This window comes from Streptomyces sp. NBC_00076, assembly GCF_045041235.1.
Taxonomy (GTDB): Bacteria; Actinomycetota; Actinomycetes; order Streptomycetales; family Streptomycetaceae; genus Streptomyces.
The window spans coordinates 7,793,495-7,819,641 of record NZ_CP108242.1 but is presented as its reverse complement, the minus strand read 5'-3'; the positions used below and the strand labels follow the sequence as shown (position 1 = coordinate 7,819,641).

The following is a 26,147-nucleotide window of genomic DNA, read 5'->3' as shown; positions in this document are numbered from 1 at the left end:
CAGCTCCTCGTGGTGTGAAAGGGGTCGTGCGGGTGCGGGCCGGGTCGGGCACCGCGGGGTGCCCGGGCGGGCCGTCAGGAATGGCCGAGTTCGTCATCGAGCGCCTCGAAGAGCTCCTCGTCGGAGACCGTGTCCAGGTCCAGGTCGTCGCCGACCGCGGTGGCGGTGGCGCCGGCTGGGGTGGTGGGGCCGCCGCGCTGGGTGTCGTTCCAGCGCGACAGCAGGCTCTGCAGCCGGATGCCGATCTTCGACTGGGCGATGGTGTCCGCCTGGACGGTCGTCAGGGCCTTCTCCAGCCGCTCGAGCTCGTCGAGAACTGTCGACGCGCCCGTCGCGCCCGCCTCGTCCAGGGGCAGGGCGGTGGCGAGATGGGCCGCGAGGGAGGCCGGGTTCGGGTAGTCGAAGATGAGGGTGGCGGGCAGGCGCAGCCCGGTGGCCGCGTTGACCGCGTTGCGCAGTTCGACGGCGGTGAGGGAGTCGAAGCCCAGTTCGCGGAAGGCCCGGTGGGCGTCGACGGATGCCGCGGACTCGTACCCCAGGACGGCCGCCACATGGGTGCAGACCAGCTCGGTGAGGATCTTGTCGCGCTCGGCGGAGTCGCGTCCGGCCAGGCGCGCCAGCAAGGGCGCGCTTCCGGTCGCGGCCGGGCCGTCGGCCGCGCCGGCTGCCGTCCGCCGCAACGGGGTGCGGACGAGGCGGCGCAGCAGCGCCGGGACGGTCGTCGGGCTGGTGCCGGTCGTGGTGCCCGGTTGCGGGCGCAGGGACGCGGTGTCCAGCCGCAGGGGTACAAGGGCCGGCGGGGCGTCCGGCAGGGCGGTCGCCGCGTCGAGCAGGGCCAGGCCCTCGGCTGTGGCGAGTGGCGCCACGCCGCCGCGGGCCATCCTGCTCAGGTCGCCGGAGCCCAGCTTGCCCGTCATCTCGCTGCTGTGCGCCCACAGGCCCCAGGCGAGCGAGACGGCCGGCAGTCCCCGGCCGCGGCGTTGCCGGGCGAGTGCGTCCAGGAACGCGTTGGCGGCGGCGTAGTTCGCCTGTCCCGCGCCGCCGAACACGCCGGCGGCGGAGGAGAAGAGCACGAACGCGGACAGGTCGCGGTCGGCCGTCAGCTCATGGAGATTGAGCGCCGCGTCGGCCTTCGCCCGTAGGACGGTGTCCAGCCGTTCGGGGGTGAGCGAGGTGACCACGCCGTCGTCGAGGACGCCGGCGACATGGACGACCGCCGACAGGTCGCCGACGCCGTCGAGCAGGCCGGACAGCGCCGCCCGGTCGGCCACGTCGCAGGCGGCCGTGGTGACCCGAGCACCCAGTTCCTCCAGCTCGGCGCCCAGTTCGACGGCCCCGGGCGCGTCCGCGCCGCGCCGTGACACCAGCAGCAGGTTCCGCACGCCGTGCCGTTCGGCCAGGTGCCTGACGACGGCCGGTCCCAGCCCGCCGAAGGCGCCAGTCACCAGGACGGTGCCGGTGCCCCAGGGGGTCGACTCCTGTGGTGCGGTGGTCTCCGGTACGGCGACGCGGGTCAGGCGTGGCATCCACACCGCACCGCCGCGCACCGCGAGTTCCGGTTCGTCGCCGGCCGACACGGCGGCGAGCAGCGGCCGCACCGCCGTAGCCGGGCCGTAGGGCGACGCCTCCAGGTCCACCAGCGTGATCCGGTCCGGATGCTCGCTCTGTGCCGATCGCACCAGCCCCCGCACCGCCGCGCCCACCGGATCCGGTACGGCCCCGCCGGCCGCCGTCGCACCCGTCGTCACCACGACCAGCTTCGATGCCTGGAACCGCTCGTCGGCGAGCCACTCCTGTACGACACCGAGGACCCTGGCGAGGGCGGCCCGGAGTCCGTCGGGGTCGGCGTCGTCGGCGGTCGCCGTGCCGCCGGACGCGCAGGTCGTCAGGACGATGTCCGGTACGTCGGGACCATCCACCGAGCCGAGGTCGGCCCGGATGTCCAGGGGCACCCCGGCCGCCTCGAACGCTGCCACGAGACCGGCGTCGTCGGCGCCGATCAGGGCACAGGTGGGTTCGCCGCGCTGGTCGTCCGCGCCGCCGTACTCGCCGGTCTCGGTCCATTCGACCTGGAAGAGCGAGTCGCCCAGTCCCTGCCCGGCGGGCGTGTCGAGTTGTGCGGCGGAGACCGGCCGGAACACCAGCGCGTCCACCGTGGCGACCGGATCGCCCACCCCGTCCGCGACCGCGAGCGTCACGCCGTCGTCGCCTTCAGGCGCCAGCCGTACCCGCAGTGCCGAGGCGCCGGTCGCCCGCAGCGACACACCGCGCCAGCTGAACGGCAGCCTCGCCGTTCCGGCGTCACCGTCATCGGCCCACCGGCCGCCGAGCCCGAGCACGTGCAGGGCCGCGTCCAGCAGCGCGGGGTGCATCCGGAAGGCGTCCGCGGTCTCCCGCTGCTCCTCGGGCAGTACGACCTCGGCGAACAGTTCTTCACCGCGCCGCCATGCCGCCCGCAGCCCCCGGAACGCCTCCCCGTACGAGAAGCCCAGGTCCGACAGATGCTCGTACAGCCCCTCGGTGTCCACGGGTGCCGCGTCGTTCGGCGGCCACTCGGCGAGCCGGGAAGGCTCCCGCAACGCTTCGTCCTCGGACAGCACACCCGTGGCGTGCGCGGTCCAACCGCCGTCGCCCGAGTGGTCCGCCCGCGAGTGCACGGCGAGGCTCCGCCGCCCGGTCTCGTCCCGGGCGCCGACGGTGACCTGCACCCGCACCCCGCCCTGGTCCGGCAGTACCAGCGGAGCCTGCAACGTCAGCTCCTCCACCAGCCCGCACCCGACCTCGTCCCCGGCCCGCACCGCGAGCTCGACGAACGCCGTTCCCGGCAGCAGCACGGTGTCGCCCAGGGCATGCCCGGCAAGCCACGGGTGCGTCTGCACCGACAGCCGCCCCGTGAACAGGAACCCGTCCGCATCGGCCAACGCGACAGCGGCCCCCAGCAGCGGGTGCCCGGCGGCCTCCAGACCGGTCGCGGTCACGTCGCCTGCGACGGCCAGGGCGGGGCGGGGCCAGAAGCGGTGGTGCTGGAAGGGGTAGGTGGGCAGATCGACGCGGCGGCGGGCCTCGGTGGGGGCGAGGAGCGGGGTCCAGTCGACGGTCGCGCCTCGGACGAACGCCTGCGCCAGAGCCCTGAGGAAGGTGTCGGCCTCGGGGCGGTCCTTGCGCAGGGCGGGGATCAGGCCCGCCTGGGCTTCGGGGGTGGTGAGGGTGTCGTGGGCCATCGCGGTCAGCACCGCGTCCGGACCCAGCTCGACGATGGTCGTGACACCGTCGGCCGCCAGGGTGGTCAGACCGTCGTGGAAGCGGACCGCCTCACGGACGTGCCGCACCCAGTAGTCCGGGTCCTGAAGCTCCTCCGCCGTGGCCATGCGGCCGGTCAGGTTCGACACGATCGGCAGACTCGGCGCCTCGTAGGTGAGCCTCTCGGCGACCTGCCGGAAGTCGTCGAGCATCGGTTCCATCAGGGGGGAGTGGAACGCGTGGGAGACGCGCAGCCACCGCGTCTTACGGCCCTCAGCCTTGAAGGTTTCCGCGAGGGCCTCCAGGGCGGCACGGTCACCGGACAGGACCACCTGCGACGGCCCGTTCACCGCCGCCACACCAACCGCGCCTTCCAGCAAAGGCGTTACGTCCTCCTCGGCGGCCTGCACCGCGAGCATGGCGCCACCCTCAGGCAACGCCTGCATCAACCGGCCCCGGGCCGCCACCAGCCGCACCGCATCCTGAAGCGACCACAGCCCCGCCACATAAGCCGCCACCAGCTCACCGACCGAGTGCCCACCGAGCACCTCCGGCCGCAACCCGAACGACTCCGCAAGCCGAAACAGCGCCACCTCGACCGCGAACAACGCCGGCTGCGCGTACCCGGTCTGCTCCAGTGCATCGGCGTCCTCGCCGAACAACACCTCGGCCAACGGCCGCTCCAGCAACGGATCGAAGTGCGCACACACCTCGTCGAGAGCGTCCGCGAAGACGGGAAACGTCTGGTACAACTCCCGCCCCATGCCCGGCCGCTGACTGCCCTGCCCGGTGAACAACACCCCGAGCCGGCCCTCGACCACCGACCCGGACACCACCCCCGGACCGCCGGAAGCCAGCGCCTCCAGGCCCTGGAGGAAGTCGTCACGGCCCCTGCCGAGGATCACCGCCCGGTGCTCCAGCGCCGACCGACCGGACAACAGCGACCAGCCCACATCCGCCGGCGCGCTGCCGGAGTCGGACACCAGATGCTCCCGCAGTCGCTCAGCCTGAGCCCGCAGGGCGTCCGCACTGCGCGCCGACACCACCCACGGCACCGCGCCCGTCGGAGCGGGCGCCGAAGCAGGCTCCTCCACGGCCGGCGCCTGCTCGACGATGACATGCGCGTTCGTCCCGCTCACACCGAACGACGACACACCCGCCCGACGCGGCACGTCCGCCCGCTCAGACCACTCCCGAGCCTCCGTCAGCAGCTCAACCGCACCAGCCGACCAGTCCACATGCGAACTCGGCGCATCCACATGCAGCGTCCGCGGCAACATGCCGTGCCGCATCGCGAGGATCATCTTGATGACACCGGCGACACCCGCGGCCGACTGGGTGTGCCCGATGTTCGACTTGATCGACCCCAGCCACAGCGGACGCCCCTCAGCCCGCTCCTTCCCGTACGTGGCCAGCAACGCCTGCGCCTCGATCGGGTCACCCAACGTGGTCCCGGTGCCGTGCGCCTCCACCACGTCCACATCACCCGGCACGAGACCGGCGCTGGTCAGCGCAGCCCGGATCACCCGCTGCTGCGACGGCCCATTGGGAGCCGTCAGACCATTGCTCGCCCCGTCCTGATTGACGGCCGAACCCCGCACCATCGCAAGGACCTGATGTCCGTTGCGCCGGGCATCCGACAGCCGCTCCAGGAGCAGCATGCCGACGCCCTCACCCCAGCCGGTGCCGTCCGCGGCCTCCGCGAACGGCTTGCAACGGCCGTCCGCAGCCAGCCCCCGCTGACGACTGAACTCCACGAAGGCCGACGGTGTGATCATGACGGTCACGCCACCGGCGAGGGCCAGGTCGCACTCGCCCTGCCGCAGGGCCTGCGCCGCCAGGTGCAGGGCTACCAGCGAGGACGAGCACGCCGTGTCCACCGTCACCGCCGGCCCCTCCAGCCCGAACGCGTACGACAGGCGACCGGAGATGACGCTCGTCGCGTCGCCGGTCATGAGGTACCCCTCGACACCCTCCGACTCATGAGCGAGCCCGGCCGACCAACCCTGCGCACAGGCGCCGACGAAGACCCCGGACCTGCTGCCGTGCAGCGTCGACGGTGCGATGCCCGCCCGCTCGAACAGCTCCCAGGAGGTCTCCAGCAGCAACCTCTGCTGCGGGTCCATCGCCAGCGCCTCACGCGGCGAGATACCGAAGAGGCCCGCGTCGAAATCTGCCACGTCGTAGAGGAATCCGCCCTGTGCGGCGAAGGCGCCCTCAGAGGAGTGGTTCTCCGCGGAGGCGAACAGCGCCTCCGTGTCCCAGCCTCGGTCCGTGGGGAAGACGGAAATCGCGTCCGAGCCTTCGGACAGCAGCTTCCAGAGCTGTTCCGGGCTGGTGGCACCGCCGGGGTAGCGGCAGCTCATCGACACGATGGCGATCGGGTCGTCGTCCACGCTCCCCACGACCACCGGCACGGCACCGCCGGCCGCCGACGTGTCCCGCTCCCCCACCAGTTCGGCACGCAGATACCCCGCCAGCGCGGCCGAGGTCGGATAGTCGAAGACCAGCGTCGTCGGCAGCTTCAAGCCCGTCGCCGTGGCCAGACGGTTGCGGACCTCCACCGCCGTCAGCGAGTCGAAGCCCAGCTCCCGGAAAGCACGCCTCGCATCCACAGCTTCAGGTCCGTCGTAGCCGAGCACGGCCGCCGCATGAGTACGCACCAAGTCCAGCAGCATCGCCTCACGCTCGGACCCGGTCACCCCCAGCAGCCGGCGCCGCAGCTCAGAGAGCGAACCGTCGTCCTCCCCCACGCTCTCCCCGGCCGCCAAGGCCTTGCGAACTTCGGGGAGTTCCCCGAGGAACGGGCTGGGCCGCACCGACGTGAACGCCGGAGCGAACCGCTCCCAGTCCACATCCGCCACCGCCAGGAACACCTCACCGCACGCCACCGCCTGCTCCAGCGCCAGCACGGCCAGCTCCGGCGCCATCGGCCGCACACCCCGGCGCCGCAGATGTTCCTCGGCCGCCGCAGCCGCTGCCATGCCACTCTCGCCCCACGCGCCCCAGGCCACTGACGTCGCCGCCTGGCCCCGGGCACGCCGGGCCTCGGCCAGGCCGTCGAGGAAGGCGTTGGCGGCGGCGTAGGCGCCCTGGCCGCCACCGCCCCACACGCCGGCGTTGGAGGAGAACAGCACGAACGCGTCCAGCTCGGCACCGTCGAGCAGCTCGTCCAGATGAACGGCCCCGGCGGTCTTCGCCCCGTACACCTCGCCGACATCGGCGACGGACATCTCGGCCACGACGTACGCGGGGCTCACACCGGCGGCGTGGAAGACGGAGCGCAGGACATGCCCGTCCGTGGTCAGCCGCTCCAGCAGTGCGGCGAGCGCGTCCCGGTCGGCCACATCACAAGCCGCAACCGTGACCCGAGCCCCCAACTCCTCCAGCTCCGCCTTCAGTTCCACCGCACCAGGAGCATCGAGGCCCCGCCGACTGGTCAGCACCAGATGCTCGACACCACTACCCGCCAGCCACCGCGCCACATGCCCACCGACAGCCCCGGTACCACCCGTGACCAGCGCCGTACCACGGGCCGACCACCGCGAGGCCACCTCCCCCTCCAGCACAGCCGGCACAAACCGCCGCACGAAAACACCGGAACCACGCACCGCGAGCTGATCCTCATCACCCACACCCGCCAAAACCCCAGCCAGACGAGCACCCGCACGCTCATCGACCGTCTCCGGCAGATCGATCAGCCCACCCCACAGCTGAGGATGCTCCAACGCCACCACCCGGCCCAGCCCCCACACCTGCGCCTGCACCGGCTCACGCAACCGGTCACTACGCCCCGTGGACACCGCACCACACGACACCGCCCACAGCGGGGCGCCGACTTCCGCGTCACCGAGCGCCTGCACCAACGCGAGCGTGCCCGCCAGCCCCACCGGCACTCCGGGCTGATCCGCCCGAGGTGTCTCATCAAGTGCAAGCAGGGAAATGATGCCGGCGACGTCCGTAACGCCCGACAGTCGCTCGGCCAGGCCCTCCCGCGTCATCTGGTCGACACTCAGACGCAGTTCACGCACCTCGGCACCGGCCCGGGCGATGGCATCGGTGACCCCCGCCACCCACGGATGGCCGGCCTCCTCCTCCGGAACAACCACCAGCCAGCGACCCGACAAAGCAGCCACAGGCAGCCCACCGCTCAGCGGCTTCCACACCACCCGATAACGCCAGCCGTCCACCACCGACCGCTCACGCCGCTGCCGCCGCCACGACGACAACCCCGGCAGCACAGCACCCAACGACTCCTCGTCGACATCGACCAGCGTCGAAGCCAGCGCCTCCAGATCCTCCCGCTCCACCGCCTCCCAGAAACGAGCCTCCACCTCATCCACCGCCAGACCGGCACCATCACCGGACTCCGAGTCCGGCTCCGTCAGCCAGTAGTGCTCACGCTGGAACGCATACGTGGGCAGCTCGACCAACTTGGCCCCGGGAAGAAGGGCCCTCCAGTCCAGCTCCAGACCGTGCACGTGCGCCTCTGCGAGCGAGGCCATGAGGCGGTCGGCGCCGCCCTCGTCGCGGCGCAGGGAGCCCAGCGCGGTGGCGGCCGGGTGGCCGGTGTCGTCGATGGTCGCCTGCACCGGAACCGTCAGCACCGGGTGCGGGCTCATCTCCAGGAACAGCGTGTGTCCCTCGGCCAGCAGACCCCGCGTCGCCTCCTCGAACAGGACCGTGTGGCGGAGGTTGCGGTACCAGTAGCCGGCGTCCATCGGCTCGTCCAGCCACGCCCCGGTCAACGTGGAGAACACCGGGACGTCGGGGGTTCGCGGTGCGACGGGGGCCAGGGACTGATCGAGCTGGTCCTCGATCGCCTCCACCTGTACCGAGTGCGAGGCGTAGTCCACCGGGATGGTCCGCGCCCGGACGTCATTCCGCTCGCAGTGAGCGACCAGCTCCCGCAAGGCCTCCGGCTCACCGCAGACCACCACCTGCGCCGGACCGTTCACCGCGGCGACATCAATACGGCCCTCCCAGCCGCCGATCAGCTCCCCAACCTCCCCGACCGGCAACGGCACCGACACCATGCCACCCCGCCCGGACAACGCACGAATCGCCTGACTGCGCAGAGCCACGACCCTGGCCGCGTCCTCCAGGCAGAGCGCACCCGCCACACACGCCGCAGCGATCTCACCCTGACTGTGACCCACCACAGCCGCAGGCTCGACACCCGCCGCCCGCCACACCTCGGCCAGCGACACCATCACCGCGAACAACACCGGCTGGACCACATCCACCCGATCGAAGTTCTCACCCCCCAGCTCCTCGAACAGATCCCACTCGACGAACCCCGACAACGCCCCCGCACACTCACGCATCCGCTCCGCGAACACCGGACTGGAGCCGAGGAGCTCGACCGCCATCCCCGCCCACTGCGACCCCTGACCCGGAAACACGAACACCGGCCGCACAGACCCCAGCGCCTGGCCCACCACCAGCCCCGAGGCAACCGCGTCGGGCGCCTCCGCCAGCCTCTCCAGCCCGGTGACCAGTTCCTCCCGGTCCCGGCCCAGCACCACACCCCGATACTCGAACCGCGACCGCGCGGCCGCCAACGACCAAGCCACATCCGCCGGTTCAGCATCAGAGCCGGCCCGCAGGCGGTCCCGCAGCCGCGCCGCCTGCCCCCGCAGCGCATCCTCGGACTTCGCCGACACGGCCAGTGGCAGCACGCCCGACACGACCGGCCCCGCCGGCGCCTCGGTCTCGGACGGCTCCTCGGCCGGCGCCTGCTCCACGATCACGTGCGCGTTCGTGCCACTCACACCGAAGGACGACACACCAGCACGGCGTGGCCGGCCCGTCTCGGGCCAGTCACGGGCCTCGGTCAGCAGCGCGACTGTTCCGTCGGACCAGTCGACCTGGGGCGTGGGCGCGTCCACGTGCAGGGTCTGGGGCAGTGTGCCGTGCCGCATCGCCATGACCATCTTGATGACACCGGCGACACCGGCGGCGGCCTGCGTATGCCCGATGTTCGACTTCAACGACCCCAGCCACAGCGGACGCCCTTCCGCCCGCCCCTTCCCGTAGGTCGCGATGAGGGCCTGCGCCTCGATCGGGTCGCCCAGTGTTGTACCGGTCCCGTGCGCCTCGACCGCATCCACATCGCCGGGCGCCAGGCCGGCACCGGCCAGGGCGGCCCGGATCACCCGCTGCTGGGACGGGCCGTTGGGCGCCGTGAGGCCGCTGCTCGCGCCGTCCTGGTTGACCGCCGAGCCTCGGACGACCGCCAGCACCCGGTGGCCCTTGCGCCGGGCATCGGACAGCCTCTCCAGCAAGAGCATGCCGACGCCCTCACCCCAGCCGGTGCCGTCCGCCGCCGCGGCGAACGACTTGCAACGGCCGTCGGTCGACAGCCCGCGCTGGCGGCTGAAGTCGACGAAGGTGCCGGGGGTGGGCATGACCGTCACACCGCCGGCGAGGGCCATGTCGCACTCGTCCTGCCGCAGGGCCTGCGCGGCCAGGTGGAGGGCGACGAGGGATGACGAGCAGGCAGTGTCGACCGTGACGGCCGGGCCTTCGAGGCCGAGGGTGTAGGCGACGCGGCCGGAGACCACCGAGCCGGCGTTGCCGGTGCCCACGTAGCCCTCGACGCCCTCGGGGAGGGCGTGCAGGCGGGCCACGTAGTCGTAGTACATGACGCCCGTGAAGACACCGGTGCGGCTGCGGCGCAGCGCGGCCGGGTCGATGCCGGCGCGTTCGACGGCCTCCCAGGCGGTCTCCAGGAGCAGCCGCTGCTGCGGGTCCATGGCCAGGGCCTCGCGGGGGGAGATGCCGAAGAATGCGGCGTCGAACTCGGCGGCGTCGTGGAGGAATCCGCCTTCGGCGGTGGTGCTGGTGCCCCGCTGGTCGGGGTCGGGGTCGAAGAGCGCGTCAGTGTCCCAGCCGCGGTCGGTGGGGAACGCGGAGATGCCGTCGGTGCCGTCGGCCACGAGCCGCCACAGTTCCTCGGGCGTGGTCACGCCTCCGGGGTAGCGGCAGCTCATGCCGACGATCGCGATGGGCTCCTGGTCGCGTTCCTCCAGCTCGCGCACCCGGCGGCGGGCGTCGCGCAGGTCGGCCGTGGCCCGCTTCAGGTAATCGAGGTACTTCTCCTCGTCCGCCATTTACAGCGCCTCCTCGAAGCGGTCCGGACCCAGGCGGTCGGGACGGTTCTGGGTGTCTGAAGGGGTTTCGAGTTCGTTGTCGAGCAGGTCGAACAGCTCGTCGGCGGTGGCGTTGTGGAGGGCGCCGTCGTCCGGGGCGCCCTCGCGTGCCGCGGGGCTTGGGGCGCGGGTGGCGCCCCAAGCGGACAGCAGCGAGCGCAGTCGATCCGCCACCCGGTCGCGTTCGGTCTCGTCGGTGGTGCCGCCCACGGCCGTCAGGGCCTTCTCCAGCCGGTCGAGCTCCGCGTGCAGCTCGGCCGGGTCCGACGGGACCACGGGCCCGTCCGGGTCTGTGAGGACGGGCAGTTCCTCCGCGAGGTACTCGGCGAGGGCGGCCGGGTTCGGGTAGTCGAAGATCAGCGTGGCGGGCAGGCGCAGATCGGTCTCCGCGATGAGGCGGTTGCGCAGTTCCACGGCGGTGAGGGAGTCGAAGCCGAGCTCCAGGAAGCCGCGGCCCAGTTCGACGGCGTTCGGGGACGCGTAGCCGAGTACGCCGGCCACATGCGTGCGGACCAGGTCTACGAGCGCGTGCTCGCGGTCGGCCGCCGAGCGGCCCGCCAGGCGCTGGGCCAGGGACCTGGCCGGGGCGGCTGCCGCGGTGCCCGTGTCCCGGGCTCGCCGCAGGGAAGGCCGGACCAGACCGCGCAGCAGTGGGGGCAGCGCGTCGGCGGGCTGGGTGCGCAGGACAGCGGTGTCGAGCCCGACTGGTACCAGCGCGGCCCGGTCACTCGTCGTCGCCCGGTCGAGGAGGCTGAGCGCCTCGTCCGTGCGCAGGGCCCGGATTCCGGTACGTGTCATCCGGCTGCGGTCGGCGTCGCCGAGCCCACCCGTCATCTCGCTGTCCTGCGACCACAGGCCCCAGGCGAGGGAGGTGGCGGGCAGGCCCTGCGCCCGGCGGTGCTCCGCCAGCGCGTCCAGGTAGGCGTTGGCGGCGGCGTAGTTCGCCTGGCCCGCGCTGCCGAAGACGCCGGCGGAGGAGGAGAACAGCACGAACGCGGTCAGGTCCCGGTCGGCGGTCAGCTCATGCAGGTTGGTCGCGGCGTCGACCTTCGGCCGCAGCACCGTCGCCAGCCGCTGCGGCGTCAGTGAGGTCACCACGCCGTCGTCCAGGACGCCGGCCACGTGTACGACCGCCGACAAGTCGGTGACGCCGTCCAACAGGCCGGCCAGTGCGTCCCGGTCGGCCACGTCACAGGCGGCGACGGTGACCCGGGCGCCCAGCCCCTCCAGTTCCGCCCGCACTTCACCGGCGCCAGGGGCGTCCTCGCCCCGCCGCGACACCAGCAGCAGGTCCCGCACGCCGTGCCGCTCGGCCAGGTGCCGCGCCACGACCCGGCCGAGTCCCCCGAGCGCGCCCGTCACGAGGACGGGGCCCACGCCCCACGCGCCGGCCGGCGTACCGTCGGTCCGGGTGGTACCGGCCTCGTCGGCCGTGGCCTTGGTCAGCCGCGGCACGTGCACCGCGCCGTCCCGCACCGCGACCTCCGGCTCACCGGCCGCCAGCGCGGAGTCCAGCGCCGCCGCGATCGCCTCGGGGGCGGCATCGCGCTCATCCGCGTCCGACGGTGGCAGGTCCACCAGGACAAACCGTCCCGGATGCTCCGACTGCGCCGACCGCACCAGACCCGCGACGGCGGCGGCCACCGGCTCCGGCACGCCGTCGTCGACAGCGGCGGCACCCCGCGTCACCACGGCCAGCCGCGAGGCCGCCAACCGGTCGTCGTCCAGCCAGGACTGGACCGTACCCAGCACCTCGGTCAGCGTGGCGGCCACCTCGTCGGGCCGTGCCAGGCCCCGCTCCGATACGCCGTCCGCCGTATCGCCGACGATCAGCACCACCGTCTCCGGCACCGGCTCGCCCGCCTCGACGGCGGCGGCCAGCGCGGCGGGTTCCGGCCAGGAGGGTGGCGTACGACCGTCCCGCAGCCGGGACGTGGCGAGGCCGCCGGAAAGGCCGTGCGTGCCGATGAGTCCCCAGCTTCCACGGCCCGACTCGGCAATGGCAGTGTGCTCGGGCCGGGAGTGCCATACGACGCGGTAGAGGGAGTCGGTGTCCGGGCCGCTCATCTGCTCGATGAGGTCCTTCGACATCGGCCGGAACACCAGCGCGCCCACGGTCGCCACAGGCTCGCCGGTGGCATCCGCGACATCGAGTGACACGCCGTCCGCGCCGCGCGGGACGAGCCGGACGCGTACCGCGCCGGCACCGGCGGCGTGCAGCGTCACCTCCGTCCAGGCGAACGGCAGCCCGCCCTCCGCCGGCCCTTCGACGCTGTCGGCACCGGGCGCGCCGCCCACCGCCCGGGCGTGCAGGGCCGCGTCGAGGATCGCCGGGTGCAGGCCGAAGTCGCCGGCCTCCGTCCGCGCCTCCTCGTCCAGGGCGACCTCGGCGAAGATCTCCTCGCCGCGGCGCCACACCGACCGCAGCCCCTGGAACACCGGGCCGTAGTCGAAGCCCGCCGCCGCCAGTTCGTCGTAGAGCCCGTCGACCGGGACCGGCTGCGCGTCAACGGGCGGCCAGGCCTTCGCGTCGAACTCCCCGGGGCCCGCCGGGCCCGGGGCGGACTCGGTCAGGACTCCGGTGGCGTTCCGGGTCCAGGCCTGTGCCGACAGCCCGTCGCCGTCGGGCAGTTCGGGACGCGAGTGCAGGCTGGTGGACCGGCGCCCCGAGTCGTCTGCCGCCCCGATCCGCAGCTGCACCTGCACGCTGCCCTGTTCCGGCAGGACGAGCGGTGCGCCCAGCGTCAGCTCTTCGAGCGTGCCGCAGCCGATCTGGCCACCCGCGTGCACGGCCAGCTCGACGAAGGCCGTCCCCGGCAGCAGCACCCGGCCGGCGACCGCGTGATCCGCCAGCCACGGGTGCGTCCGCACCGACAGCCGCCCGGTGAACACGTACCCGTCCACGTCGGCCAGCGGCACTCCGGCCCCGAGCAGCGGATGCCCGGCGGGAGCCAGACCGGCGGAAGCCACGTCGGCGGGTGTGGTGGCTGTGGGGTGCAGCCAGAAGCTCTGGTGCTGGAAGGGGTAGGTGGGCAGATCGACGCGGCGGCGGGTCTCGGTGGGTGCGAGGAGCGGGGTCCAGTCGACGGTCGCGCCTCGGACGTGGACGTGGGCCAGCGCGGTGAGGAAGGTGTCGGCCTCGGGACGGTCCTTGCGCAGGGCGGGGATCAGGCCCGCCTGGGCTTCGGGGGTGGTGAGGGTGTCGTGGGCCATCGCGGTCAGCACCGCGTCCGGGCCCAGCTCGACGATGGTCGTGACACCGTCGGCCGCGAGGGTGGTCAGACCGTCGTGGAAGCGGACCGCCTCACGGACGTGCCGCACCCAGTAGTCCGGGTCCTGGAGTTCGTCCGCCGTGGCCATGCGGCCCGTCAGATTCGACACGACCGGCAGACTCGGCGCCTCGTAGGCGAGCCCCTCGGCGACCTGCCGGAAGTCATCCAGCATCGGTTCCATCAACGGCGAGTGGAACGCGTGCGAGACGCGCAGCCACCGCGTCTTACGACCCTCAGCCTTGAAGGTTTCCGCGAGAGCCTCCAGGGCGGCACGGTCACCGGACAGGACCACCTGCGACGGCCCGTTCACCGCCGCCACACCCACCGCACCTTCCAGCAAAGGCGCTACATCCTCCTCAGCAGCCTGCACCGCGAGCATGGCGCCACCCTCAGGCAACGCCTGCATCAACCGGCCCCGGGCCGCCACCAGCCGCACCGCATCCTGAAGCGACCACAACCCCGCCACATAAGCCGCCACCAACTCACCGACCGAGTGCCCACCAAGAACCTCCGGCCGCAACCCGAACGACTCCGCAAGCCGAAACAGCGCCACCTCGACCGCGAACAACGCCGGCTGCGCGTACCCGGTCTGCTCCAGTGCATCGGCGTCCTCGCCGAACAACACCTCGGCCAACGGCCGCTCCAGCAACGAATCGAAGTGGGCGCAGACCTCATCCAGCGCATCCGCGAACACCGGGAAGGCGTCGTACAACTCCCGCCCCATCCCCGGCCGCTGACTGCCCTGCCCGGTGAACAACACCCCGAGCCGACCCTCGACCACCGACCCGGAGATCACCGGACCGCCGGAAGCCAGCGCCTCCAGGCCCTGAAGGAAGTCGTCACGGCCCCTGCCGAGGATCACCGCCCGGTGCTCCAGCGCCGACCGACCGGACAACAGCGACCAGCCCACATCCGCCGGCGCGCTGCCGGAGTCGGACACCAGATGCTCCCGCAGTCGCTCAGCCTGAGCCCGCAGGGCGTCCGCACTGCGCGCCGACACCACCCACGGCACCGCGCCCGTCGGAGCGGGCGCCGAAGCAGGCTCCTCCTCGGCCGGCGCCTGCTCGACGATGACATGCGCGTTCGTCCCGCTCACACCGAACGACGACACACCCGCCCGACGCGGCACGTCCTCCCGCTCAGACCACTCCCGAGCCTCCGTCAGCAGCTCAACCGCACCCGCCGACCAGTCCACATGCGAACTCGGCGCATTCACATGCAGCGTCCGCGGCAACACACCCTGCCGCATCGCGAGGATCATCTTGATGACACCGGCGACACCCGCGGCCGACTGGGTGTGCCCGATGTTCGACTTGATCGACCCCAGCCACAGCGGCCGATCCTCCGACCGCCCCTGCCCGTACGTGGCCAGCAACGCCTGCGCCTCGATCGGGTCACCCAACGTCGTACCAGTCCCGTGCGCCTCCACCACGTCCACATCACCCGACGCCAGCCCCGCGTTCGCCAGCGCAGCCCGGATCACCCGCTGCTGCGACGGCCCATTGGGAGCCGTCAGACCATTGCTCGCCCCGTCCTGATTGACGGCCGAACCCCGCACCACCGCCAGGACCTGATGTCCGTTGCGCCGGGCATCCGACAGCCGCTCCAGGAGCAGCAGACCGACACCCTCACCCCACCCCGTGCCGTCCGCGGCCTCCGCGAACGGCTTGCAACGGCCGTCCGCAGCCAGCCCCCGCTGACGACTGAACTCGACGAAGGCACCAGGGTTGGCCATCACCGTCACGCCGCCGGCCAGGGCGAGGCTGCACTCGCCCTGCCGCAGCGCCTGCGCCGCCAGGTGCAGGGCGACCAGCGAGGACGAGCACGCCGTGTCGACGGTCACCGCCGGGCCTTCGAGTCCGAACGAGTACGCCAGGCGTCCGGAGATGACACTCGTGGCACCGCCCGCGAGCAGATACCCCTCCACGCCCTCGGGCGTCTGCTCCAGACCCGAGCCGTACCCCTGGGAGGACGCGCCGATGAACACGCCCGACTGGCTGCCCTGCAGCGTCGACGGTGCGATGCCCGCCCGCTCGAACAGCTCCCAGGAGGTCTCCAGCAGCAACCTCTGCTGCGGGTCCATAGCCAGCGCCTCGCGCGGCGAGATACCGAAGAAGGCGGGGTCGAACTGGTCGGCCTCGTCAAGGAACCCACCGGTGCGGGCGTAGCTCGTACCCCGGTTGTCGGGGTCGGCGTCGTAGAGGCCGTCCAGGTCCCAGCCACGGCCGCCCGGGAACTGGGAGAGCGCTTCGCGCCCTTCGTGCAGCAGCTTCCACAGTTGCTCGGGGCTGGTGGCACCGCCGGGGTAGCGGCAGCTCATCGACACGATGGCGATCGGGTCGTCGTCCACGCTCCCCGCCACCACCGGCACGGCACCGCCGGCCGCCGACGTGTCCCGCTCCCCCACCAGTTCGGCACGCAGATACCCCGCCAGCGCGACCGAGGTCGGATAGTCGAAGACCAGCGTCGTCGGCAGCTTCAAGCCCGTCGCCGTGGCCAGACGGTTGCGGACCTCCACCGCCGTCAGCGAGTCGAAGCCCAGCTCCCGGAAAGCACGCCTCGCATCCACAGCTTCAGGTCCGTCGTAGCCGAGCACGGCCGCCGCATGAGTACGCACCAAGTCCAGCAGCATCGCCTCACGCTCGGACCCGGTCACCCCCAGCAGCCGGCGCCGCAACTCAGAGAGCGAACCGTCGTCCTCCCCCACGCTCTCCCCGGCCGCCGCCTCCAAGACCTTGCGCACCTGAGGAAGTTCCCCGATGAGAGCGCTGGGCCGCACCGACGTGAACGCCGGAGCGAACCGCTCCCAGTCCACATCCGCCACCGCCAGGAACACCTCACCGCACGCCACCGCCTGCTCCAGCGCCAGCACGGCCAGCTCCGGCGCCATCGGCCGCACACCCCGGCGCCGCAGATGCTCTTCTCCGTCGTCACCGGCCATGCCGCCGCCGGCCCACAGCCCCCAGGCCACGGACGTCGCGACCAGACCGCGCGCCCGCCGCCACTCGGCCAGCGCGTCGAGATGCGCGTTGGCGGCGCCGTAGGCACCCTGGCCGCCACCGCCCCACACGCCGGCGTTGGAGGAGAACAGCACGAACGCGTCCAGCTCGGCACCGTCGAGCAGCTCGTCCAGATGAGCCGCCCCGGCGACCTTGCCCTCCAGCACCCCGGCCACATCCGCCACCGACATGTCGGCCAGCGGCTGCCCCTGCCCCACACCTGCGGCGTGGAAGACGGAGCGCAGGACATGCCCGTCCGTGGTCAGCCGCTCCAGCAGTGCGGCGAGCGCGTCCCGGTCGGCCACATCACAAGCCGCGACCGTGACCCGAGCCCCCAACTCCTCCAGCTCCGCCTTCAGTTCCACCGCACCAGGAGCATCGAGGCCCCGCCGACTGGTCAGCACCAGATGCTCGACACCACTACCGGCCAGCCACCGCGCCACATGCCCACCGACAGCCCCCGTACCACCCGTGACCAGCGCCGTACCACGGGCCGACCACTCCGAGCGCTCCGACGGTTCGGCCTTGACCAGACGACGTACGAAGGTTCCGGAGCCGCGCAACGCAAGCTGGTCCTCGTCGCCCACTCCTGCCAGGATCCCGGCGAACCGGGCCACCGACCGCGTGTCGGGCGTCGCGGGCAGATCGATCAGCCCGCCCCACCGCTGCGGGTACTCCAAGGCCACGACCCGGCCGAGCCCCCACACCTGCGCCTGGACAGGGCTGACAGCGACATCGCTGCGCCCTGTAGACACCGCACCACTGGACACCGCCCACACGCGCGCGTCGATGTCCGCGTCTTCCAGCGCCTGGGCCAGCATCACCGTGGCCGCGAGACCGGCCGCGAGACCGGCCGGGAGGGCGGCCTGTGCGCCGTAGGGCCCCTCGGCGAATGCCAGCAGGGAGACGATGCCGGCGACGTCCGTAACGCCCGACAGTCGCTCGGCCAGGCCCTCCCGCGTCATCTCCCCTGCTGCCAGCCGCAGTTCATCCACCTCGGCACCGGCCCGGGCGATGGCATCGGTAACCCCCGCCACCCACGGATGGCCGGCCTCCTCCTCCGGAACAACCACCAGCCAGCGACCCGACAAAGCAGCCACAGGCAGCCCACCGCTCAGCGGCTTCCACACCACCCGATAACGCCAGCCGTCCACCACCGACCGCTCACGCCGCTGCCGCCGCCACGACGACAACCCCGGCAGCACAGCACCCAACGACTCCTCGTCGACGTCAACCAGCGTCGAAGCCAGCGCCTCCAGATCCTCCCGCTCCACCGCCTCCCAGAAACGAGCCTCCACCTCGTCCACCGCCAATTCCAGGCTGTCGGTCGAGTCGGAGAACTCGGGCCAGTAATGGGCGCGTTGGAAGGCATAAGTGGGCAGGTCGACCGTCTTCGCGCCGGGGAAGAGGGCCTTCCAGTCCAGCTCCAGACCGTGCACGTGCGCCTCGGCGAGCGAGGTGACCATGCGGTCGGCGCCGCCCTCGTCGCGGCGCAGGGAGCCCAGCGCGGTGGCGGCAGGGTGGCCGGTGTCGTCGATGGTCGCCTGCACCGGAACCGTCAGCACCGGGTGCGGGCTCATCTCCAGGAACAGCGTGTGCCCCTCGGCCAGCAGACCCCGCGTCGCCTCCTCGAACAGCACCGTGTGGCGGAGATTGCGGTACCAGTAACCCGCGTCCATCGGCTCGTCCAGCCACGCCCCGGTCAACGTGGAGAACACCGGGACGTCGGGCGCTACCGGTGCCACCGGCGCCAGAGCCTCGGCCAACTGCTCGCCGATCGCCTCCACCTGTACCGAGTGCGAGGCGTAGTCGACCGGGATGGTCCGGGCCCGGATGTCATTCCGCTCGCAGTGAGCGACCAGCTCCCGCAGAGCCTCCGGCTCACCGCAGACCACCACCTGCGCCGGACCGTTCACCGCGGCGACATCGATACGGCCCTCCCAGCCGCCGATCAGCTCCCCAACCTCCCCGACCGGCAACGGCACCGACACCATGCCACCCCGCCCGGACAACGCACGAATCGCCTGACTGCGCAGCGCGACCACGCGGGCGGCGTCCTCCAGGGAGAGCGCGCCCGCCACACACGCCGCGGCGATCTCACCCTGACTGTGACCCACCACAGCCGCAGGCTCGACACCCGCCGCCCGCCACACCTCGGCCAGCGACACCATCACCGCGAACAACACCGGCTGGACCACATCCACCCGATCGAAGTTCTCACCCCCCAGCTCCTCGAACAGATCCCACTCGACGAACCCCGACAACGCCCCCGCACACTCACGCATCCGCTCCGCGAACACCGGACTGGAGCCGAGGAGCTCGACCGCCATCCCCGCCCACTGCGACCCCTGACCCGGAAACACGAACACCGGCCGCACAGACCCCAGCGCCTGGCCCACCACCAGCCCCGAGGCAACCGCGTCGGGCGCCTCCGCCAGCCTCTCCAGCCCGGTGACCAGTTCCTCCCGGTCCCGGCCCAGCACCACACCCCGATACTCGAACCGCGACCGCGCGGCCGCCAACGACCAAGCCACATCCGCCGGTTCAGCATCAGAGCCGGCCCGCAGGCGGTCCCGCAGCCGCGCCGCCTGCCCCCGCAGCGCGTCCTCGGACTTCGCCGACAGCACCAACGGCACCACACCCGACGCCACGGGCCCCGCCGGTGCCTCTGCCTCCTCCGGCTGCTCGGCCGGCGCCTGCTCCACGATCACATGGGCGTTCGTGCCGCTCACACCGAAGGACGACACACCCGCCCGACGCGGCGTGTCCTCCCGCTCAGACCACTCGCGGGCCTCGGTCAGCAGCTCAACGGCCCCGGCCGACCAGTCAACTTCTGGCGTGGGCTCGTCCACGTGCAGGGTCCGCGGCAGCACGCCGTGCCGCATCGCCATGACCATCTTGATGACACCGGCGACACCGGCGGCGGCCTGTGTGTGCCCGATGTTCGACTTCAACGACCCCAGCCACAGCGGACGCCCTTCCGCCCGCCCCTGCCCGTAGGTCGCGATGAGCGCCTGCGCCTCGATCGGGTCACCCAGCGTCGTACCAGTCCCGTGCGCCTCCACCACGTCCACATCACCCGACGCCAGCCCCGCGTTCGCCAGCGCAGCCCGGATCACCCGCTGCTGCGACGGCCCATTGGGAGCCGTCAGACCATTACTCGCCCCGTCCTGATTGACGGCCGAACCCCGCACCACCGCCAGAACCTGATGCCCGTTGCGCCGGGCATCCGACAACCGCTCCAGCAACAGCAGACCGACACCCTCACCCCACCCCGTGCCGTCCGCAGCCTCCGCGAACGACTTGCAGCGGCCGTCCGCCGCCAACCCCCGCTGACGACTGAACTCGATGAAGGTGCCGGGCGTCGACATCACCGCGACGCCGCCGGCGAGGGCCATGTCGCACTCGCCCTGGCGCAGCGCCTGCGCGGCCAGATGCAGGGCGACCAGGGAGGACGAGCATGCCGTGTCGACCGTCACCGCCGGACCCTCCAGGCCGAAGGTGTACGAGATACGGCCGGAGGCGACGCTTCCGGCACTGCCGTTTCCGACGTAGCCCTCCAGGTCGCCGAGCCCGTCGGAGGCGTTGATGAGGTGGGTGGCGTAGTCGTTGTACATGACGCCGACGAAGACACCGGTCGAGGTGCCGCGCACCGTCGCCGGGTCGATGCCGGCCCGTTCGAAGGCCTCCCACGTGGTCTCCAGGAGCAGTCGCTGCTGCGGGTCGATGGAAAGGCCCTCGCGGGGGGAGATGCCGAAGAACGCGGGGTCGAAGTCGGCGGCGTCGTAGAGGAATCCGCCTTCACGGGCGTAGAAGGTGCCGGGGCGCTCCGGGTCGGGATCGTAGAGGCTGTCGACGTCCCAGCCGCGGTCCTCGGGCAGTGCGCCGATCGCGTCGACACCCTCGGCGGCGATGCGCCACAGGCCTTCAGGGGTGTCGGCGCCTCCCGGGTAGCGGCAGCTCATCGCGACGATGGCGATCGGCTCGTCCGCGGTGGCCGTGGAGGGGGCCGTCCGGGTGGCCGGGGCGGTACCGAGGATTTCGTCGAGGAGGTGCCGCGCGAGAGTGGTGGCCGCCGGGTAGTCGAAGGCGAGGGTGGCGGGGAGCCGCACGCCGGTCGCGGCGGTGAGGCGGTTGCGCAGTTCGACGGCGGTGAGCGAGTCGAAGCCGAGTTCGCGGAAGGCGCGGTCGGGCGCGATGGCGTCCGGTGAGGTGTAGCCGATGACGGCAGCGGCGTGGCCGCGTACCAGGGTGAGCAGTTCCTCTTCGCGTTCGGCCGCCGGGAGTGCGGCGAGGCGCTGGGCGAGCCGGGAGCCCTGCTGCGGGTCGTCGCCGGCGGCGGTGCGCCGCTGCGGCACGCGGACCAGGGCGCGCAGCAGCTGGGGGACGCCCGCGGTGGCGGCTTGGGCGCGCAGGCCATGGAAGTCGAGGCGTACGGGGACGAGCAGGGCATGGTCCGTGGCGCACGCGGCGTCGAACAGGGCGAGGCCCTCGTCCGAGGTGAGCGGAGCGGCTCCGGAACGTGTCCTGCGGTCGAGTTCGCGTGCGCCAAGGTGGGCGGTCATCGTGCTGGCCTGGGCCCACAGGCCCCAGGCGAGGGCGGTGGCGGGCAGGCCCTGGGCGCGGCGGTACTCGGCCAGCGCGTCCAGGAAGGCGTTGGCGGCGGCGTAGTTGGCCTGACCCGCGCTGCCCAGCACGCCGGCCGCGGAGGAGAACAGGACGAACGCCGACAGGTCCCGGTCGGCGGTCAGTTCGTGCAGGTTGACAGCCGCGTCGACCTTCGGGGGCAGTACGGTCTCCAGCCGTTCCGGCGTCAGAGAGGTCACGACCCCGTCGTCCAGGACACCGGCCACGTGCACGACCGCCGACAGGTCGGTGACGCCGTCCAGCAGTCCGGCCAGCGCGTCCCGGTCGGCCACGTCGCACGCCGCCACTGCGACCCGCGCGCCCAGCTGCTCCAGCTCGGCCCGCGTATCGTCGGCACCGGGCGCGTCCGCACCGCGCCGCGACACCAGCAGCAGGTCCCGCACTCCGTGCCGCACGACGAGATGTCGGGCGACCAGGCTCCCGAGCGTGCCGGTGCCGCCGCTGACGAGGACCGTGCCGTCGCCCCAGGTGCCCTGGTCGTCCTCCGGTTCCGGCAGCGGGACCCTGGTCAGGCGCGGCACCCACACCGCGCCGTCCCGGACGGCGAGCTCGCACTCGTCGGTGCCGAGAGCCCGCGCGAGCAGGTCCTCGGTGCCGTGCTGCGCGGGATCCGCGGGGTCCAGGTCGAACAGAACGAACCGTCCCGGGTGCTCCGACTGCGCCGATCGCAGCAGTCCCCACGCGGCGGCGGCCACCGGGTCCACGGCCGCACCGCGGGCGGCGCTGGCGCCCCGTGTCAGCAGGACGAGCCGCGACGACTCGAACCGCTCCTCGCCGAGCCACTCCTGTACGGCCTCCAGGGTGCGGGCCAGCAGCGGCCGTACGGCGCCGGGTTCCACGCCCTGCCGCTCCGGCCCCGCGAGGGGAAGGAGAACGGTCTCCGGCAGGTCGGCGCCCTCGTCCAGGGCTGCGCTCAGGGCCCCCAGGTCCGGATACGTGGGCAGCGGCGAGGTGAGCCCGTCGGGCGTCTCCTCGTCGCCGAGGAGCGCCGCCGAGGTGAGGCTCCGGCTCTCCGGCCGGGTTTCGAGGCGCATCCACTCGACCTGGAACAGCGCGTCGAGCCGGGGCGTCACGGTCAACTGGTCCTCGCCCAGGGCGCGCAGGGCCAGGGCATCGACGGTGACGACGGGCTGACCGGCCAGGTCGGTGGCGAGCAGGGACACGGTGTCCGGCCCTGCGGGCGTGACCTGGACCCGCAGCGTGGTGGCGCCGGTGGCGTGCAGCCGTACTCCGGTCCAGGCGAACGGCAGATGCGGGCGGTCGGTGCGGGTGGTGAACGCGCCGAGGCCGATCGTGTGCAGGGCGGCGTCGAAGAGCGCCGGGTGCAGGCCGAAAGCCTCGGTGTCGGCGTGCGCCTGCTCCGGCAGCGCGATCTCGGCGAAGACCTCGTCCCCGCGGCGCCAGGCGGCGCGCAGGCCCTGGAACACCGGGCCGTACCCGTGTCCGTTGGCCATGAGCCGCTCGTACAGGTCGCTCACGTCGAGGGGTTCGGCCTGCGGGGGCGGCCAGGCGGCCAGATCGGCCTCGGCGGGCTCGCCGGTGCCCGGCAGCAGGCTGCCGGTGAAGTGCCGGGTCCACGGCGTCTCGTCCGAGTCGTCCTGCGGCCGTGCGAACAGGCTCAGCTCGCGCCGGCCGTCGGTGTCCGCCCGGCTCACCGCTATCTGTATCTGTACGGCGCCTTGCTCGGGGATGACCAGCGGGGCTTCGAGGGTCAGCTCCTCGAGGAGGCCGCAGCCGACCTGGTCGCCGGCGCGCAGGGCGAGCTCGACGTAGGCCGTGCCGGGCAGCAGGATCACCCCGTCGACCGCGTGGTCCGCGAGCCACGGGTGGGTCTGCGCCGTGAGACGCCCGGTGAACAGGTAGCCGTCGGCATCCGCGAGGGCGACGGCCGCCCCGAGTAGCGGGTGGTCGGCGGCTCGCAGCCCCGCGAAGACCACGTCCCCGGAGCCCGCCTGCCCGGCCTTCGGCCAGTAGCGGTCGCGTTGGAAGGCGTACGTGGGCAGCTCGACCGTCCTGGCCCCGGGGAAGAGGGCCTTCCAGTCCAGTTCGACGCCATGCGTGTGCGCCTCTGCGAGCGATGTCATGAGGCGGTGGGCGCCGCCTTCGTCGCGGCGCAGGGAGCCCAGCGCGGTGGCGGCAGGGTGACCGGTGTCGTCGATGGTCGCCTGCACCGGAACCGTCAGGACCGGGTGCGGGCTCATCTCCAGGAACAGCGTGTGCCCCTCGGCCAGCAGACCCCGCGTCGCCTCCTCGAACAGGACCGTGTGGCGGAGGTTGCGGTACCAGTAGCCGGCGTCCATCGGCTCGTCCAGCCACGCCCCGGTCAGCGTGGAGAACACCGGGATCTCGGGGGTCTCCGGTGCCACCGGCGCCAGAGCCTCGGCCAACTGCTCGCCGATCGCCTCCACCTGTACCGAGTGCGAGGCGTAGTCGACGGGGATGGTCCGCGCCCGGATGTCACGGCCGGTGCACTGGGCCACCAGCTCCTCCAGCGCCCGCGGTTCACCGGAGACCACGACCTGTGCGGGCCCGTTCACGGCCGCGATGTCGATACGGCCGTCCCACTTCGGCAGCATCTTGCGGACCAGCTCTTCCGCGAGCGGCACGGACACCATGCCGCCCTTGCCGGACAGCGCCCGGATGGCCTGGCTGCGCAGGGCCACGACCCTGGCGGCGTCCTCCAGGGAGAGCGCGCCCGCCACACACGCCGCGGCGATCTCGCCCTGACTGTGACCCACCACAGCCGCAGGCTCAACACCGGCCGCCCGCCACACCTCGGCCAGCGACACCATCACCGCGAACAACACCGGCTGGACCACATCCACCCGATCGAAGTTCTCACCCCCCAGCTCCTCGAACAGATCCCACTCGACGAACCCCGACAACGCCCCCGCACACTCACGCATCCGCTCCGCGAACACCGAACTGGAGCCGAGGAGCTCGACCGCCATCCCCGCCCACTGCGACCCCTGACCCGGAAACACGAACACCGGCCGCGCAGTGCCCGGAGCGGCCCGACCCGCGACGACGCCCGGCCCGGGCGTGTCCGTCCCGGCCAACCGCTCCAGCCCCGCCAGCAGCTCCTCCCGGTCCCGGCCCAGCACCACACCCCGATGCTCGAATCGCGACCGCGCGGCCGTCAGCGACCAGGCCACGTCGGCGAGTTCGGAACCGGACGTCATGTGCTCCCGCAGCCGCGCCGCCTGCCCCCGCAGCGCGTCCTCGGACTTCGCCGACAGCACCAACGGCACCACACCCGACACCACCGGCTCCGCCGGCACCTCGGGCTCGACCGGCTCCTCGGCCGGCGCCTCCTCGACGATCACATGTGCGTTGGTGCCGCTCACGCCGAAGGACGAGATGCCCGCACGCCGGGGTGCGCCCTCCCTCTCCAGCCATTCCCGGGTCTCGGTCAGCAGTTCGACATCCCCGGCCGACCAGTCGACTTCCGGCGTGGGCTCATCCACGTGCAACGTCTGCGGCAGCACCCCGTGTCGCATGGCGAGAACCATCTTCATCACGCCGGCGACACCGGCGGCGGCCTGTGTGTGCCCGATGTTGGACTTCACGGAACCCAGCCACAGCGGACGTCCCTCGGGGCGTTCCTGGCCGTAGGTGGCGATGAGGGCCTGCGCCTCGATGGGGTCGCCCAGGGTGGTGCCCGTGCCGTGCGCCTCCACGGCGTCGATGTCAGCCGCGGTGAGACGGGCGTTGGCGAGCGCCTGCATGATGACGCGCTGCTGGGAGGGGCCGTTGGGGGCCGTGAGACCGTTGCTGGCGCCGTCCTGGTTCACGGCCGAGCCGCGCACGACGGCCAGTACGGGGTGGCCGTTGCGGCGGGCGTCGGACAGGCGTTCCACCAGGAGCATGCCGACGCCCTCGCCCCAGCCCGTGCCGTCGGCCGCGGCGGCGAAGGGCTTGCAGCGGCCGTCGGCCGCCAGGCCCTGCTGCCGACTGAACTCCACGAACACACCGGGGGTGGACAGGACGGTGACGCCTGCGACGAGGGCCATCCCGCACTCGCCCTGCCGCAGGGCCTGCGCGGCCAGGTGAAGTGCCACCAGGGACGACGAGCAGGCGGTGTCGACGGTGAGGGCGGGGCCTTCGAGGCCGAGCGTGTAGGCGATACGGCCCGAACTGACGGCGGCGGCATTGCCGGTACTCACATACCCTTCGACGTCCTCGTCGGTGTCGAAAAGGAGCGGGGCGTAGTCCTGGCCGTTGGTGCCGACAAAAACTCCGGTACGGCTGCCGCGCACCGAAGCGGGGTCGATTCCGGCGCGCTCGAACACTTCCCAGGCGGTTTCCAGGAGCAGTCGCTGCTGCGGGTCCATGGCGAGGGCCTCGCGCGGCGAGATACCGAAGAATGCCGCGTCGAAATCGGCGATTCCGTCCAGGAATCCGCCGTGCGCTGTGGTGCTCTTGCCGTGGGTTCCGGTGCCATCGGGATCGTAGAGGGACTCAAGATCCCAGTTGCGGTCGGCGGGCAGTCCGGAAATGGCGTCGCGACCGTCGGCCAACATCCGCCACAGATCCTCCGGACCGGCCACGCCGCCGGGGAACCGGCAGCTCATGGCGGTGATCGCCAAGGGTTCCCGGGCGGCGTCCTCCATGCCCTTCAGGCGTTGCTGCGTCTGGTGCAGGTCCGCCGAAACCCACTTGAGGTAGTCGCGCAGCGTTTCTTCATTCGCCATCAAATGTCACCTGTTCAGGACGTGTGCCGAACCGCATACAACAGACCTGTCCGCATTCGGTTCCCGATTACGAACAGGCCCTTGGTTATCTGTTCAACTGCCCTTGCTCCGAAGCTCCGCGGCCCGACACCGCTTCCAACG

2 protein-coding genes are annotated in these 26,147 nt (G+C 72.3%); both read right to left on the bottom strand.

Features of this window, described 5'->3' with window-relative positions; translation table 11 throughout:
- Positions 1-74: 74 nt before the first annotated feature.
- A complete protein-coding gene (locus tag OHA64_RS35205; protein ID WP_405620120.1) occupies positions 75-10,355 on the bottom strand; it encodes a type I polyketide synthase in 10,281 nt (3,426 codons plus the stop codon).
- A complete protein-coding gene (locus OHA64_RS35200; RefSeq protein ID WP_405620118.1) occupies positions 10,356-26,006 on the bottom strand; it encodes a type I polyketide synthase in 15,651 nt (5,216 codons plus the stop codon). It abuts the gene before it with no gap.
- Positions 26,007-26,147: the final 141 nt, after the last annotated feature.